Here is a 13,505-nt window from a genome sequence, read left to right on the forward strand (position 1 = left end):
CCCCGCTACAGCCAGCCTATTTGCCGTAATGCTCGCGATACCATTGGACGAAGGCGTGGACGCCGTCGCGGACGCTGGTGCCGGGGATATAGCCGGTCAAGGCCTTGAGTAGCGAGGGATCGGCCGAAGTCGCGGGAACGTCGCCGGCCTGCATCTCCATCATGTTCAGCTTCGCCTTCATCCCCAGCGATTCCTCCATCATCTCGATGAAGTCCATCAGCGGGGTCGGCTGGCCGCCGGCGATGTTGACGACGCGGTAGGGCGCGACCTTCGACAGGCTGTCGATGCCGGGCACGCGATTGGCCTCTCCGGGCACGACATCCGCCAGGCGCGTGATCGCCTCGACCAGATCGGCGACATAGGTGAAGTCGCGCGCCATCTTGCCATGGCCATAGACGTCGATCGCCTCGCCCTTCAGCGTGGCCGAGACGAACTTGAACAGCGCCATGTCGGGACGGCCATAAGGGCCATAGACGGTGAAGAAGCGGAAGGCGGTGGTCGGCACGCCGAACAGGTGCGAATAGCTGTGCGCCATCGCCTCCATGCTCTTCTTGGTGGCGGCATAGAGGCTCATCTGTTCGTCGGTGCGCTGGATCTCGCCGAACGGCATGTCCTCGTTCGCACCATAGACCGACGAGGTCGAGGCAAGCATCAGGTGGCGCGGCTGGATCCGGCGCGCCAGTTCGAGCACGGTCCACGAACCGACCAGGTTGCTGTCGACATAGGTGCGCGGCGCATCGATCGAATAGCGCACCCCCGCTTGCGCCGCGAGGTGGATGATGATTTCGGGCTGGGCCAGGTCGGCCGCACGATCGAGCGCCGACTGATCCTCGAGCTGGCCCTTCACGAAGCGGAAGTCCTGGTGCTCGGACAGCTTCGCGATCCGCGCTTCCTTGAGCCGGACGTCGTAATAGTCGGTGACGGCGTCGAAGCCGGTGACCTGATGCCCATCCGCGAGAAGACGGCTGGCGAGGTGAAAGCCGATGAAGCCGGCGGTGCCGGTGATCAGAAAGCGCATTAGAACCCCCCATGCGGGACGATCGCGGTGTATCCCGTTCGCGGGTGAAATAAATGCTGCAACTGCGAATGGTCAACCTGTCACGGACGGTGGCCGGCATTTTGTCCGCCATGTGTGCCGGACCGCCTTCACTTGCGCGATCGACGGGATTCCGGGTCCGTCTTCGGAAAGGTCAATTGCCCTGATTTGCCGGGAATATCTCATATGCATCGTTGCGCCAGACGAAGTCGGTATAGGTCAGCATGACACTGAAGTCTTCGGCCACGACCTGATGCCACCACCCCACCGGGATATAGAGAAGGTCTCCGGGATTCAGCGTGACCTCGAACTGGCGGGCGGATTCTGCCTGTGGGTAGAGCGCCAGGAAGGACGGGTCGGTGATGTCGTGGACATCGCTGAACACATGCCGGTTATGGGCCAGCTTGCAGGTTTCGCTGGGCGGCAGCAGAACGAGGTGTTTCGTGCCGACGACCTGTGCGAGCAGGTTGTTGGTAAGATCGAAATGCAGCGGCGTGAATGTTCCGCCCGGGCCGATCCACAGCATCCCCGGCTGACCCGTGAGGATCGACTCGATCGTCCCGAGATCGGAATCGAGGACCGCCACGGCCTCGCGATTGGCGGCGCTGTTATAGGCCGTGATGTAGAGATCGTTACCGCTGGCCGTGTCGTGGATCTGATCGATGAAGCGATCGAACGCCATCGTCCGCTTGTGATTGTCCTTGTAGAGTTCGAAATCGGTCGCGCCGTTCCGGCCGCCCTGCAACTCGATCTCCGCTGCGCCGATGCGGTCCTTGAGATATTGCGACGTCCATCTGTCGATCGCGGGCCAGTCGAGAATGGCGCCGCGCATGACCACCGGCCGGCTCGGCGCATAGAAGCGCTGGAGGAACTCGTCGCCCGTCAGGCGGCCCGTTTCCTCGATCCGGTCGGCGCCGTCGGCCAGGGCGCGTTGCCGCTCGGCGATCTCGAGCGCCCATTGGCGATGGCCAAGCGCCCGACCTGCCGGTTCGCTCGACGCCGCGGCGGCATCGGGTGCCGCGCCCCGCTGGATGTCCCGCAGCGTTGCCAGGTTCCTGGTCAGATGCTGATCCCGAAGCAGGTCAAGCAGCTGCCCCAGCGTTTCCAGCCGTTCGTCCGGCTGCGCCGGCGCGGGACCGGGCGATGCGGGGCATCGAGCCGGCGGTAGGGGTGCCTCCAGCGGCGCGCCGTCGAGTCCGATGAACTGAGGCACGCGGACCTTGGACATGTGATCCGCTGCGCCCGGATGGCCGTCCGGTTTCAGGCCGCGATAATAGAGTTTCTGCCACCGATCCGCCGGCGCGGTCGGCCGGGTCTCTTCGACCCATTTCTGAAAGTCGTCCCGCGATCGGCTCCAGTCGAGAAAGGCGTCCCTGAGCGCTGGGGCGTCGCGCAGCGGCCGGATGCGAGGTTCAATCCGGTCGAACAGGGCGCGCTCGACCGGGAAGAAGAAGCAGAAGGGTTCGTCCTTCTCGAACCGGATCCAATGGTTCGCGCGCGTGAAGCGCCAGTTCATGGTGAAGGTGTAGGGCGACCAGTCCGTCTCGATCACGCCGCCCAGTGGGGCGATGCCGTCCTTCGCGTCGTTCGGCGATCCGCCGACCCACAGATTCCATCCCGGCGGCGTTTCGAAGATCCCCTCGACATGGAAGGTAAGCGTCCCCTGGCCGAACAGCGAAACCGGCACCCGCGTGCCCGATCCCTCGTCGATCCGGATCTCGACATCCTCGACCAGCGGGCCGCCATTCCACCGCGCCTCGAAGCCGCAGGGGCTGAGCAACTCCCAACCCTGGGCATTGGCGATGGCGAGCGGCAGGCAGCGATAGGCGAAGCGCTCGGGCGTGGCTTCCATCCAGTCGCGCCGGGAAGATGCCGGGCGAATGCGCGGCGCCCAGCCGTCCATCACATAGCAGGTGATATCCATCAACGATCCATCCCCGGGCGTGACGCCCCGTTCAACCATTCCGGTGTGGTCGTAATCCCGACCGGCGTCGATGCCAATCGGACCCTGCGACCCGGCCTGGACGACCGACGCCACGCAAAAAGGGCGGGCCCTTGCGGACCCGCCCTTCAGCCAAGTCTGGTACGGGCCGCGCCAGGCGGCCCGCAGCGACTTACTTCACATGCTTCGCGATGTGCTTGTTCATCTCGAACATGGTGACCTTGTCGGCGCCGAAGATGGGCTTCAGCGTGTCGTCGGCCAGGATCTCGCGCTTGTTCTCCGGGTTCTGGAGATTGTGCTTCTTGATGTATTCCCACATCTTGCTGACGATCTCGCTGCGCGGCAGGTCGGCGGTGCCGACGATCTTGGCCAGCTCGGGCGAGGGCGTGACGGGCTTGGCGATGCCGCCGCGAGCGGCTGCTTTGGTTTCCGCCATAACTTCTCTTCTCCTGTTCGTGCCCTTGGGCGGGCTATTCCTTGGTCAGCGCAGACGGCTCGTGCGAGGCCTTTCCGCCGTTGTCGCTGCGGACGATGTACTGTGGTTCTTTGCGCGATGCACGCATCCGATGGTCCATATTCCCCGCTAACGCGGCTTTTGCCTGTGGATAACCCGCTTTAGCGGGCCAGGCGACCCTCGGATGCCGCAATCGCCGTTGTGAAAACTCCTCGCGATCTACACCGTTCCGTCCTTGCACTTCTGACGGGGGAGAGGGAGCGGTGCGGCAACGATTCGGCGCTGTAACGGTTCGGCTCGCCGCTAAGTCATGCTATCGGGCGCAGGAATTGACGAAGGAAGCGTGATGACGCGGACGATTCTGGCATTGGGTGGGCTGCTGCTGCTGGCGGCATGCGGCGGCGGCGGCACGACCGGGACGAACTATTCCGACCCGCCGCCCACCGCCGAAATCGTCGCCACGCCCAGCCCGACGCCGTCGCCCAGCCCATCGCCGAGCGACGAGGCAGGCGCGAATGCAAGCGAGATCGTCGCCGGAAACGAGGCCGATGCGGCGAGCGAGGTCGAGGAGCAGACCCCGGCGGCAGCGGACGAAACCGAGGCACCCTGACTTTATCGCGGTGCAGATCGACGATGGTGGACAAGATGAACGGCCTGGGCCATTGGAGGGCCATGTTTCGCGCATGCGCCCTTCGACTGCGACTTATCCGCCCTTAGGGGCGTCCGCCATCCGCGCGCGTCTCCCCTAAGGGCGACTTTCAAACCCCTGGACCGACCCTGACCGGCATTGTGCCGGTCGAGCCGAAGAGACAGCGCATATGTTACGCGATCCCCGTACCAAATACCGTCCGTTCCCCACGATCGACCTGCCGAACCGCCAATGGCCGGCAAAGACCATCACCCATGCGCCGCGCTGGCTGTCGACCGACATGCGCGACGGAAACCAGTCGCTGATCGACCCGATGGACAGCGAGAAGAAGACCCGCTTCTTCGATCTGCTGGTCCGCATCGGCGCCAAGGAGATCGAGGTCGGCTTCCCCAGCGCCGGCGCGACCGAGTTCGACTTCATCTCCGGACTGGTGCGCAACGATCGCATCCCGGACGATGTCGTCGTCCAGGTGCTCACCCAGTCGCGCCGCGACCTGATCGAGACCAGCTTCCAGAGCCTGGAAGGCGCGAAGACCGCGATCGTCCACCTGTACAACGCAGTCTCGCCCGCCTGGCGGCGCATCGTGTTCAACATGAGCCGCGACGAGGTGCGCGAGATCGCGGTCGCCGGGGCCAAGGTGCTGCGGGACGAGGCGGCGAAGCGCCCCGACACCGACTGGCGCTTCGAATACAGCCCGGAGACCTTCTCGACCGCCGAGCTCGATTTCAGCCTCGAGGTCTGCGAGGCGGTGATGGACGTGCTCCAGCCGACCCCGGAAAAGCCGATCATCTTCAACCTGCCGGCGACGGTCGAGTGCGCGACGCCCAATGTCTATGCCGACCAGATCGAATGGTTCGGCCGCAACATCCGCAACCGCGACAGCGTGGTGATCTCGCTCCACCCGCATAACGACCGCGGGACCGGCGTCGCCGCCGCCGAGCTGGGCCTGATGGCGGGCGCCGACCGGATCGAGGGATGCCTGTTCGGCAATGGCGAGCGGACGGGCAATGTCTGCCTGGTGACGCTGGCGCTGAACCTCTACACCCAGGGGATCGACCCGCAGCTCGATTTTTCCGACATCGACGAGGTCATCAAGACCGTCGAATATTGCAACCAGATCCCGGTCCATCCGCGCCATCCCTATGCCGGCGAGCTGGTCTTCACCGCCTTTTCGGGCAGCCATCAGGACGCGATCAAGAAGGGCTTCGCCGCGCAGGCGCAGCGCAACGACGATTATTGGGACGTCCCCTATCTGCCGATCGATCCCAAGGACCTGGGCCGGGATTACGAGGCGGTGATCCGGGTCAATTCGCAGTCGGGCAAGGGCGGCGTCGCCTGGGTGCTCGAGCAGGATCGCGGGCTGAAGCTTCCCAAGAAGATGCAGGCCGATTTCTCGCGCCACGTCCAGTCGCTGGCCGACGAGACGAGCCGCGAACTCAATGCCGCCGATATCGGCGGGCTGTTCGACCGCATCTACCTGCCGGGCGGCAGCGACCGGTTCGTGCTGGTCGATTATGAGGAAAGCGGCGCGGCCGGGAGCCGCGTGTTCGTCGGCCGGATCGCGGTGGGCGGCGAGGAACGATCGATCTCGGGGCGCGGCAACGGCCTGATCTCGGGCGTGATCGACGCACTGGCCGGGACGACCGGGCCCAGCCTGGACGTGGTCGATTACAGCGAGCACGCCATCGGTCACGGTGCCGATGCGCAGGCGGCGGCCTATGTCGAGTGTCGCACGGCGGAGGGGCGGACGGTGTTCGGCGTCGGGATCGATGCCGATATCGCGACCGCGTCGGTCCGCGCGGTGCTGAGCGCGGCGAACCGCGCCTGAACCCGTCCCCGGCACCGCCGGGGACAGGCCAGGATCAGGGTCCCGGGCACGCTGCCCGGGGACCTGTCTGCCTCAGCGGCAGCGAACGTCCTGGTTCTGATCGACGCTCTTGCCCAGCAGCGCGCCCAGCGCGCCGCCGATCAGCGTGCCGGCAACACGGTTGCGGCCGCCGTCGATGACGTTGCCGGCAAGTGCGCCCGCGGCGCCGCCGACGATCAGGCCAGTCGTGCCGTCATTGCGCTTGCAATAGTAACGGCCGTCGGAGCCGCGATAGACCTGGTCCTGCGAACTCAGGCGACGTTCGGTATAGCGCGGGTCGTCACGATAATAGCGCGATGCATCGTAATCGGTGCGATAGCGGTCGTCATAGTCCGGGCCATTGCGCGGATCATTATAGCCGCTGTCGCCGGGACGCGGATAATAGCCGTTATTGCCGCCACTGCGGCGACGACGCGCCTGCTCGTAGAGATCGCGTTCGCGCTCATAGATCTGCGTTTCGCGGTCGTATCGCGACTGGGCGGCGTTCCAGCGCTGCTGCTCGGTGCGCGTCTGCGCGGATGCTTCCGGTGCAAAGCTGGGCAGAGCCGAAATCGCGGCTGCGCCAAGCGCTACTGTAAGCATGGACCTAAACATTATCATTCTCCTCCTTCGGAACGTTACGCGCATGAAACGCTAACGGCCCTTAGCGGAGCATGAACAACGGCCTCAGCCTTGCGGTTCCTCGCGCCTGCGCACGATTTCGCAGCCGACGCGGGCATCGGGGTAGATATCGATTTTCATCGAGCGGACGCGGACCCCCGTCACCCTTGGATCGCGCATCGCCAGACGCGCGACCTCTTCGCACAGCACCTCCTGCAACTCGAAATGGCGCGAGGCGGCGAGGTTCCGGATACCGGTTCGCAAGAAGTCGTAATCGACCACCGCGTCGATTCTGTCCGGCGGGACCTGCGGGTAGCGACAGTCCATCGCCACGCTCAGCAGGACCCGCTGGGGCGCGGCGCGTTCCTCCGGATGGATGCCGAGCCCCATGCTGACCTCCAGCGCGTCGAGATGGATGGTATAGTCAGGCATCGGGACGCTCCCGCCCGTCGAACATCACGTCGCCGTCACGCTTCACGAAGCGTTGGCCGCAATCGACGAAGACATTCTGCCCGGTGATGCTGCGCGCGGTGAGAAGATGCTCGACCGTCGATGCGATCTCGTCGAGCGCGACGGGCCGCTGCAGCAGGTTCTGGCGGGCATGTTCGGAGAATTGCTCGGGCGTCTGGTCGAGGCTGGGCAGGGTGAGGCCGGGGGAGACCGCGTTGACCCGGATGCGCGGGCTGAGCGCCTGCGCCATCATGATGGTCGCCGCCTCCAGGGCCGCCTTGCTGCAGCTATAGGTGAAGAAGTCCGGGTTGAGGTTGGCCAGCTTCTGGTCGAGCAGGTTGACCACCGCGCCGTCGTCCAGATCGTCCTGCCCGGCCAGTGCCGATGCCAGGGCGACGGGCGCCCCCAGGTTGATCCGCATGTGCCGGTCGAGCAGATCGAAGTCGGACAGGGGCAAGGCGTCATAGGCGAACATCGAGGCGTTGTTGACCAGCCCGTCGACCGGTCCGCCCAGTGCCTCGCGTGCGGCGTCGATCAGCTCGGCTGCGGTCGCGGCGACCTCGAGCTCGCCGGAGACGACGCAGGTCCGTCCGCCGATCTGCGCCAGCGCGTCGCTCAGCGCCTCCGCCTCTTCGGGCGAGTTATGGTGGTGGATCGCGACCTGATGCCCGCGCAGCGCCAGCCTGCGGACGATCCCCGCGCCGATGCGGCGGGCGCCGCCGGTCACCAGGATGCGCATACGATCAATATCCCATCAGCGCGAGCACTTCCTTGCGGCTGCGCTCGTCCTCGCGGAACACGCCCATCATCCGGCTGGTCACCATGCCGACGCCGGGGGTGCGCACGCCGCGCGCGGTCATGCAGGCATGGGTCGCCTCGATCACCACCGCGACACCGACCGGGTGAAGCGCGTTCCAGATACAGTCGGCGACCTCGGCGGTCAGCCGCTCCTGCACCTGGAGCCGGCGGGCATAGGCGTGGAGCACGCGCGCCAGCTTCGAGATGCCGACGACCTTGTCCTTGGGCAGATAGGCGATCGACGCCTTGCCGATGATCGGCGCCATGTGATGCTCGCAATGCGACTGGAACGGGATGTCGTTCAGCAGGATGATCTCGTCATAGCCGCCGACTTCCTCGAACACGCGGCTGAGATGGTGGCGGGGGTCCTCGGTATAGCCCTGGCAATATTCCTTCCAGGCGCGCGCGACGCGGGCAGGGGTGTCGATCAGCCCCTCGCGGGAGGGGTCGTCGCCCGACCAGCGGATCAGCGTGCGGATCGCGTCCTGGACCTCGTCCGGCACGGGAATCTTGGCCGGAGGAGCGACGATGTCGCCATCGTCGGTGCCGTCGTGAATGTCCGCCATGAATCCCGTCTTTCCAATCCAGTTGTGGCCGTGATCGACGATGACGCTACGGCATGCGGCTTTCGCGCTCAAACCGTGTGTGACATCGCCGTACCGCCTTCGGAAAAAGCGTCCGGAAGCCCCGTGTTCCGCTCGCTATTCCCGTTGACGCGTCGAATTTCTCAGCGTTAGTTGACGTTCATACAAAAGCAATGAGCAGCCACGGCGATGGCTGCCAGCGTCTTTCTCAGGAGGGGGTGCATCCCATGAAAAAGTTCGAACTGCTCGCAGCGTCGGCACTGACGGTCTTCTTCGCCGCGCCCGCGATGGCGCAGGACAGCTCGCAGGGCGATGCCGAGTACAGCTCGGCCAACGACATCGTCGTCACCGCCACGCGCCGCAACGAGACGGTCCAGGAAGTGCCGATCGCGATCACCGCGATCAGCAACGAGCTGCTGGAAAATGCCGGCGTCCAGGACATTCGCGGACTCGAGCAGCTGGCGCCGTCGCTCCAGACCACCACCGGCCAGTCGGCGGCGACCGGATCGTCGCTGTCGATCCGCGGTATCGGCACCGCCGGCGACAATCCCGGCTTCGAACCCGCAGTGGGCGTGTTCATCGACGGCGTGTTCCGTCCGCGCGCAGGCGTCGCACTGTCCGAACTTCCCGAGCTGCAGCGGGTCGAGATCCTGCGCGGGCCGCAGGGCACGCTGTTCGGCCGCAACACCTCGGCCGGCGCGCTGTCGATCTTCACCGCGCAGCCGGCGTTCGAGTTCGGCGGCTATGTCGAGGGAAGCTATGGCAACTACAATGCCTATGAGCTGGAAGGCGCGATCACCGGCCCGGTGAGCGAGCAGCTCGCGCTGCGCCTCGACGCCGGCTATCGCAAGCGCGACGGCTATATCAACGACGCCAATTCCGACCGGGCGATCAACGACATCAACCGCTGGAACGTCCGCGGCCAGGCGCTCCTCGACAGCGGCGACATCACGCTGCGCCTGATCGGCGACTATTCGTCAACCGACGAGGATTGCTGCGGGGCGATCAGCGTCGCGCGCGGGCCGCTGAACGCCGCGATCAACGCGGTGACGGCGCCGCAGGGGATCATCGGCAGCTATGTCGGCGACGCGGTGACGATCGGCGGCATCTCCTACACGCAGAACCCGGAGCACCGCACCCAGGCGATCTCGCCCAATCGCGGCTATGGCGAGCGGGTGCGCGACTATGGCTTCTCGGGCGAGCTGAACTGGGACCTGGGCAACGTCACGCTGACCTCGATCACCGCCTATCGCGTGTGGCGCGCCACCCGCGACCAGGACATCGACTTCGCCGGCATCGATCGCGCCTATCGCAGCGGGTACAAGACCGGGTTGAACGACTTCACCCAGGAAATCCGCCTGCAGGGGTCGGCCGGCATCCTCGACTGGCTGGTCGGCGGCTTCTACCTGAACGAGAAGCTGACGCTGCGTGACACCGTCAACATCGGCAATGACGGCAATCGCTATGTCGATACCGTGTTCGCCGGGCAGCTGGCGCCGGCGTTCGGGCGCCCGCTGCAGTTCTACGGCTCGCTCGGCCCGTCGGTGCCGCTGTTCGGCCAGGCGATCCTCAACCCGGCCGTGCCGCCCGCAGGCTTCGGCGCGCTCGCGCCGCTCGTCGCCTGCTTCCGGGCGCAGGCGGGCACCGGTGCGCCGGGCGCGTGCCAGATCCCCAATTATCCGACCGCAGTGATCCCGGGCCTGGCGGCGCTGGTCACCAGCCCGTTGCCGGGCGCGGCGGCAGGGCAGGGCAACAATCCCGACCTGTTCACGGTGAAGACCAACGCCTTCGCGGCGTTCACCCACAATATCGTCAACGTGACCGACAAATTCTCGGTCACGCTGGGCGCGCGGTTCAACTACGAGAAGAAGGACCTGGACGCGTCGATCAACAACAACACCGGCAGCTGCACCTTCTTCAACCAGGTGCGTGCAGGCGACCCGGCGGCGACCGCCTATGCCAATTTCCTGCGCAACGTGCCGGGGCTGTTCAACAACCTGTTCCTGCTGAGCTGCAACCCGGCGATCAACACCGAGTTCAACGGCAATTACGCGCACAGCCAGGACGAGAGCAAGGTGACCGGCACCGTCAAGCTGGCCTACAAGATCTCACCCAGCTTCCTCGCCTATGCGAGCTATGACCGCGGCTACAAGTCGGGCGGCTACAATCTCGACCAGGCGACGTTCGACTCGGTGCTGCTGGGCGGCAACGGCGCGCAGGCCAGCGACCTGGCGTTCGGGTCGGAAACCGTCGACTCGTTCGAGGTCGGCTTCAAGTCGAGCTGGGGCCGTGCGTTCACGCTGAACGTCGCGGGCTTCTACGGCAAGTACAAGGACCTGCAGAACCTGGTGTTCAGCGGGAACAACTTCGTCGTGCAGAACATCGATTCCTCGACGTCCAAGGGTGTCGAGGCCGAAGCGACGATCCGTCCCTCGTCCGATTTCACGGTCCGGCTGGGCTATACCTTCCTCGATGCGAAATATGATGCGTCGAACAACTTCACCGGAACGCCGCTGGCCGGGCTGGAGGGGCGCCAGATCCAGAACCAGCCGCGCCATGTCGTGACCTCGACCGTGACGTGGCAGCCGCAGATCACCAGCGGGCTAAAGGGCCTGCTGCATGTCGATGCGCGCCTCAACGGCGAGACCGAGATCGTCGGCATCAGCCCGCTGAACGCCAATCGCGGCATCGTTCGCAATCCGGCCTATGCGCTGGTGTCGGCCCGGGTCGGGCTGCAGTCCAACGACGGCAATATTCGCGGCGAGTTCTTCGTCGAGAACCTGACCAACCAGTTCTACTATGTCACCGGCTTCGCGGTGCCCGAGCAGAACGGCAATTATGCCGGCTATCCCGGCATGCCGCGCTTCTACGGCGTGCGCGCCCGCTTCGGCTTCTGACGCCGGCCGGCACGTCCGAATGCAAAAAGGCCGGGGAGCGATCCCCGGCCTTTTCGTTTGTCCGCCGTAGAGAAGCCGGCGTGGAGATCAGTTCTTTTCGAAGGCGACGGTGATCGTCAGGTCGACCGCGTCCGATACCATCGGAACCGCGTAGCCGACATTGAACTCGCTGCGGTTGATCCGCGTGGTCGCGGCGAAGCCGACGGTCTGCTTCTTCGACATCGGGTTGGCACCGGCGCCGGTGAACTCGGCCTCGAGCGTGACCGGGCGGGTGACGCCGTTCAGCGTCAGGTCGCCGGTGATCACCGCGCGGGTGCCGCGCGGCGAGACCCGCTTCGACACGAAGCGGGCGTCTGCCGGATTGGCGCCGAAGAAGTCGGCCGTCTTGCCGGCTTCGGCGGGCTTCAGCAGGTGGGCGGTCAGGCCGGCGCTGGCGGTCGTCACCTTCGAGACCGGGATGGTGATGTCGACCTTCGCCTCGGCCAGCTTGGCCGGGTCGATCGTCAGCGTGCCGGTGGCGTCGCCGAACAAGCCGAAATAATCGTTGAAGCCGAAATGATTGACCTTCCAGCTGACCAGCGTGTGGTGCGGATCGACGGTGTAGGTGCCGGCGGTGACGCGTGCCGGATCCTTGGCGCCGGGCAGGGCGGCGTCCTGCTGGGCGATGACGGGTGCCGCGATGGCGAGGGCGGCAATAAGGGCGAAGTTGCGATAACGCATGACGGCTCCTGTCCGAGAAAAACGGTGCCCTATGTCAGCGTGAAATTGACGGCCGTCAAATGACGAGTGCGAAACACTGGGTTTCGCGAAAGGGACATCAACCCCCGATAAGCTTGCGCCACCATGGCCCGCCCGATGGCGACGGCGTGCCGTCGGCGAGGACCTGTTCGACATGACGGGCCAGGTCGCGAAGATCGCCGGCCCGGCGGCGATAGTCGTCGGGCGCGACGTTCGAGCCCATGTCGCCGCTCTCGATCCGTTCGGCGGAGCGATGGGCGTCGTCGGCCGAGCGGTTGAGCTGATCGGGCAGTTCCTCCAGCAATTCCAGGTCGAGCCGGGCCAGTGCATCGACCATCAGCCGGGCGCTGTCGACATGGCCGGCATTGGCCGCGGTCCGCGGCGAATGCAGGCCGATTTCGGCGCCGAGGTCGAGCAATTGCGCCGTGCGCCGGGCGTCGATCGTGCTCGCAGCGGCGATGATCGAATTGCTCGCGTCCAGTCCACGCTCGATCATGGCATCGGCCAGGCCGTCCTGCCCGAGCAGCAGGGCATGATCGAGCAGGTTGCCGCCACCGATATAGCGTTCGCCAAGGTCGCATCCGAGCGCCGCCAGCCCTTCGATCAGGACGAGGTCGCCCTTCGACGCCGCATGGTTCAACGCAAGTCGACGAAGACGTGCGTCCGTCGCGATCGAGCCGTCGTCGAGGGCGGCGCGCCAGTCGAGCACGGCGGAGCGTACCAGCGCGGTCAGCCGCTCCGCCCGTGCAGGATCGGTCCTGCGCACCGTCTCGATCGCGTCGACCATTTCGTCGCCGGCAGCATAGGCGTCGTCGCCGGACTCGAAAGGATCCTGGTCGAGGCCGAGCAGGTGGAAGAAGCCGGGCACGTCATCGGCGATCCGGGCGATCGAATCCTCGTGCAGCCGCAAGGCCCAGGCGGGCGGCAGGCCCTGCATATAGGCAACCACCGCGCCATAATCGGGCCCTTCCTCGAGGCAGACATAGAGGCGGTCGAGATATTCGAAGCCGCCAAAGGGCAGGTAGCGCAGCTGCCCTTGCGCGATCATGGGATCCCCGGCCTCGCGTGCGAGTTCGATCTCGTGATCGATCCAGCCCCACAGGTCGTGATAGCCGTCGCTGTCGGGATAGAAGAGCTCGTTGCAGGAAAAGCCGGCGACCGTCCCGTTGAAGTCGATCGACAGCGCATAGTCGAGCCGGCCGCCAAAGGCGGTGCGCCACAGCGCGACGAGGCCCGGCGGCAGCGGGCGGCCGACCCGCGCCTCGATCTCGGCGATCCGATCGTCGCTGATCGGCGGCTGCGCCTCGAGGATCAGCCTGTCCTCGAAAATCCGGATCGCGGGGGCGACACCGTCGTCCTGTTGCTGTGGCAAGCTTCGGCTCCTTCGACACCCTGAGGATGACGCTACCCGATCCCCGTGTCGACAGCGCCAGCGGCAGGCGGACGCGCGCGCGGAGCGGCCTGCCGTGCCGACAAAGGAAAAGCCTCCC

The 13,505-nt window shown here is 65.7% G+C and carries 13 protein-coding genes; 3 read left to right on the plus strand and 10 right to left on the minus strand.

From position 1 onward, the window contains the following. Positions 1-16 precede the first annotated feature (16 nt). The 4 genes from TPR58_RS06255 to TPR58_RS06270 form a co-directional block, all read right to left on the minus strand. Positions 17-1,018 (minus strand): NAD-dependent epimerase/dehydratase family protein, encoded by a 1,002-nt coding sequence (locus tag TPR58_RS06255; protein WP_346245766.1) that lies wholly within the window; start codon positions 1,016-1,018, stop codon positions 17-19. Between the two features lie 172 nt (positions 1,019-1,190). Beyond that, complete coding sequence (locus TPR58_RS06260) at positions 1,191-2,960, minus strand: DUF6065 family protein (protein ID WP_346245767.1); 1,770 nt, start codon at positions 2,958-2,960, stop codon at positions 1,191-1,193. A gap of 190 nt (positions 2,961-3,150) precedes the next feature. Beyond that, entirely contained in the window at positions 3,151-3,414 is a 264-nt protein-coding gene (locus tag TPR58_RS06265; RefSeq protein ID WP_346245768.1) for an SWIB/MDM2 domain-containing protein, read from the minus strand. Between the two features lie 34 nt (positions 3,415-3,448). Next, positions 3,449-3,553: an HVA1 family protein gene (locus tag TPR58_RS06270; protein WP_346245769.1), complete on the minus strand. Its 105-nt coding sequence runs from the start codon at positions 3,551-3,553 to the stop codon at positions 3,449-3,451. A 225-nt stretch (positions 3,554-3,778) separates the two neighbouring features. Here TPR58_RS06270 and TPR58_RS06275 point away from each other — a divergent pair, with 225 nt between their 5' ends. Continuing rightward, positions 3,779-4,042, plus strand: coding sequence for a hypothetical protein (locus TPR58_RS06275; protein WP_346245770.1), 264 nt, complete (start codon positions 3,779-3,781; stop codon positions 4,040-4,042). 208 nt (positions 4,043-4,250) lie between these two features. Next, positions 4,251-5,909, plus strand: a complete 1,659-nt coding sequence (gene leuA, locus TPR58_RS06280) for a 2-isopropylmalate synthase (RefSeq protein WP_346245771.1) — start codon at positions 4,251-4,253, stop codon at positions 5,907-5,909. Between the two features lie 72 nt (positions 5,910-5,981). Here leuA and TPR58_RS06285 read toward each other — a convergent pair whose 3' ends face one another. The 4 genes from TPR58_RS06285 to folE all read right to left on the minus strand — a co-directional run bounded on the left by TPR58_RS06285 (position 5,982) and on the right by folE (position 8,362). Then, positions 5,982-6,530: a glycine zipper 2TM domain-containing protein gene (locus TPR58_RS06285; RefSeq protein WP_346245772.1), complete on the minus strand. Its 549-nt coding sequence runs from the start codon at positions 6,528-6,530 to the stop codon at positions 5,982-5,984. 84 nt (positions 6,531-6,614) lie between these two features. After that, positions 6,615-6,980: a dihydroneopterin aldolase gene (locus TPR58_RS06290; protein ID WP_346245773.1), complete on the minus strand. Its 366-nt coding sequence runs from the start codon at positions 6,978-6,980 to the stop codon at positions 6,615-6,617. Next, the gene (locus TPR58_RS06295) at positions 6,973-7,737 is read right to left on the minus strand and encodes an SDR family oxidoreductase (RefSeq protein ID WP_346245774.1); all 765 of its coding nucleotides are present in this window, start codon (positions 7,735-7,737) and stop codon (positions 6,973-6,975) included. Before TPR58_RS06295 ends, TPR58_RS06290 begins: the two co-directional genes overlap by 8 nt. A gap of 4 nt (positions 7,738-7,741) precedes the next feature. Continuing rightward, the gene (folE, locus tag TPR58_RS06300; RefSeq protein ID WP_346245775.1) at positions 7,742-8,362 is read right to left on the minus strand and encodes a GTP cyclohydrolase I FolE; all 621 of its coding nucleotides are present in this window, start codon (positions 8,360-8,362) and stop codon (positions 7,742-7,744) included. 245 nt (positions 8,363-8,607) lie between these two features. Between folE and TPR58_RS06305 the strand changes: the two genes are divergently transcribed. Beyond that, positions 8,608-11,277, plus strand: coding sequence for a TonB-dependent receptor (locus tag TPR58_RS06305; RefSeq protein WP_346245776.1), 2,670 nt, complete (start codon positions 8,608-8,610; stop codon positions 11,275-11,277). An 87-nt stretch (positions 11,278-11,364) separates the two neighbouring features. Here TPR58_RS06305 and TPR58_RS06310 read toward each other — a convergent pair whose 3' ends face one another. Further along, positions 11,365-11,997, minus strand: coding sequence for a YceI family protein (locus TPR58_RS06310; protein ID WP_346245777.1), 633 nt, complete (start codon positions 11,995-11,997; stop codon positions 11,365-11,367). Between the two features lie 97 nt (positions 11,998-12,094). Further along, a complete protein-coding gene (locus TPR58_RS06315; protein WP_346245778.1) occupies positions 12,095-13,387 on the minus strand; it encodes an SMI1/KNR4 family protein in 1,293 nt (430 codons plus the stop codon). Between the last annotated feature and the right edge of the window lie 118 nt (positions 13,388-13,505).

It is taken from the genome of Sphingomonas rustica (genome assembly GCF_039652585.1).
Taxonomy (GTDB): Bacteria; Pseudomonadota; Alphaproteobacteria; order Sphingomonadales; family Sphingomonadaceae; genus Sphingomonas; species Sphingomonas rustica.

Coding starts and splice junctions, on each gene's coding strand:
- TPR58_RS06270 (WP_346245769.1), bottom strand. CDS start 3,553: ATGGACCATCGGATGCGTGCATCGCGCAAAGAACCACAGTACATCGTC.
- TPR58_RS06260 (WP_346245767.1), bottom strand. CDS start 2,960: ATGGATATCACCTGCTATGTGATGGACGGCTGGGCGCCGCGCATTCGC.
- TPR58_RS06295 (WP_346245774.1), bottom strand. CDS start 7,737: ATGCGCATCCTGGTGACCGGCGGCGCCCGCCGCATCGGCGCGGGGATC.
- TPR58_RS06310 (WP_346245777.1), bottom strand. CDS start 11,997: ATGCGTTATCGCAACTTCGCCCTTATTGCCGCCCTCGCCATCGCGGCA.
- leuA (WP_346245771.1), top strand. CDS start 4,251: ATGTTACGCGATCCCCGTACCAAATACCGTCCGTTCCCCACGATCGAC.
- folE (WP_346245775.1), bottom strand. CDS start 8,362: ATGGCGGACATTCACGACGGCACCGACGATGGCGACATCGTCGCTCCT.
- TPR58_RS06290 (WP_346245773.1), bottom strand. CDS start 6,980: ATGCCTGACTATACCATCCATCTCGACGCGCTGGAGGTCAGCATGGGG.
- TPR58_RS06285 (WP_346245772.1), bottom strand. CDS start 6,530: ATGCTTACAGTAGCGCTTGGCGCAGCCGCGATTTCGGCTCTGCCCAGC.
- TPR58_RS06275 (WP_346245770.1), top strand. CDS start 3,779: ATGACGCGGACGATTCTGGCATTGGGTGGGCTGCTGCTGCTGGCGGCA.
- TPR58_RS06265 (WP_346245768.1), bottom strand. CDS start 3,414: ATGGCGGAAACCAAAGCAGCCGCTCGCGGCGGCATCGCCAAGCCCGTC.
- TPR58_RS06305 (WP_346245776.1), top strand. CDS start 8,608: ATGAAAAAGTTCGAACTGCTCGCAGCGTCGGCACTGACGGTCTTCTTC.
- TPR58_RS06255 (WP_346245766.1), bottom strand. CDS start 1,018: ATGCGCTTTCTGATCACCGGCACCGCCGGCTTCATCGGCTTTCACCTC.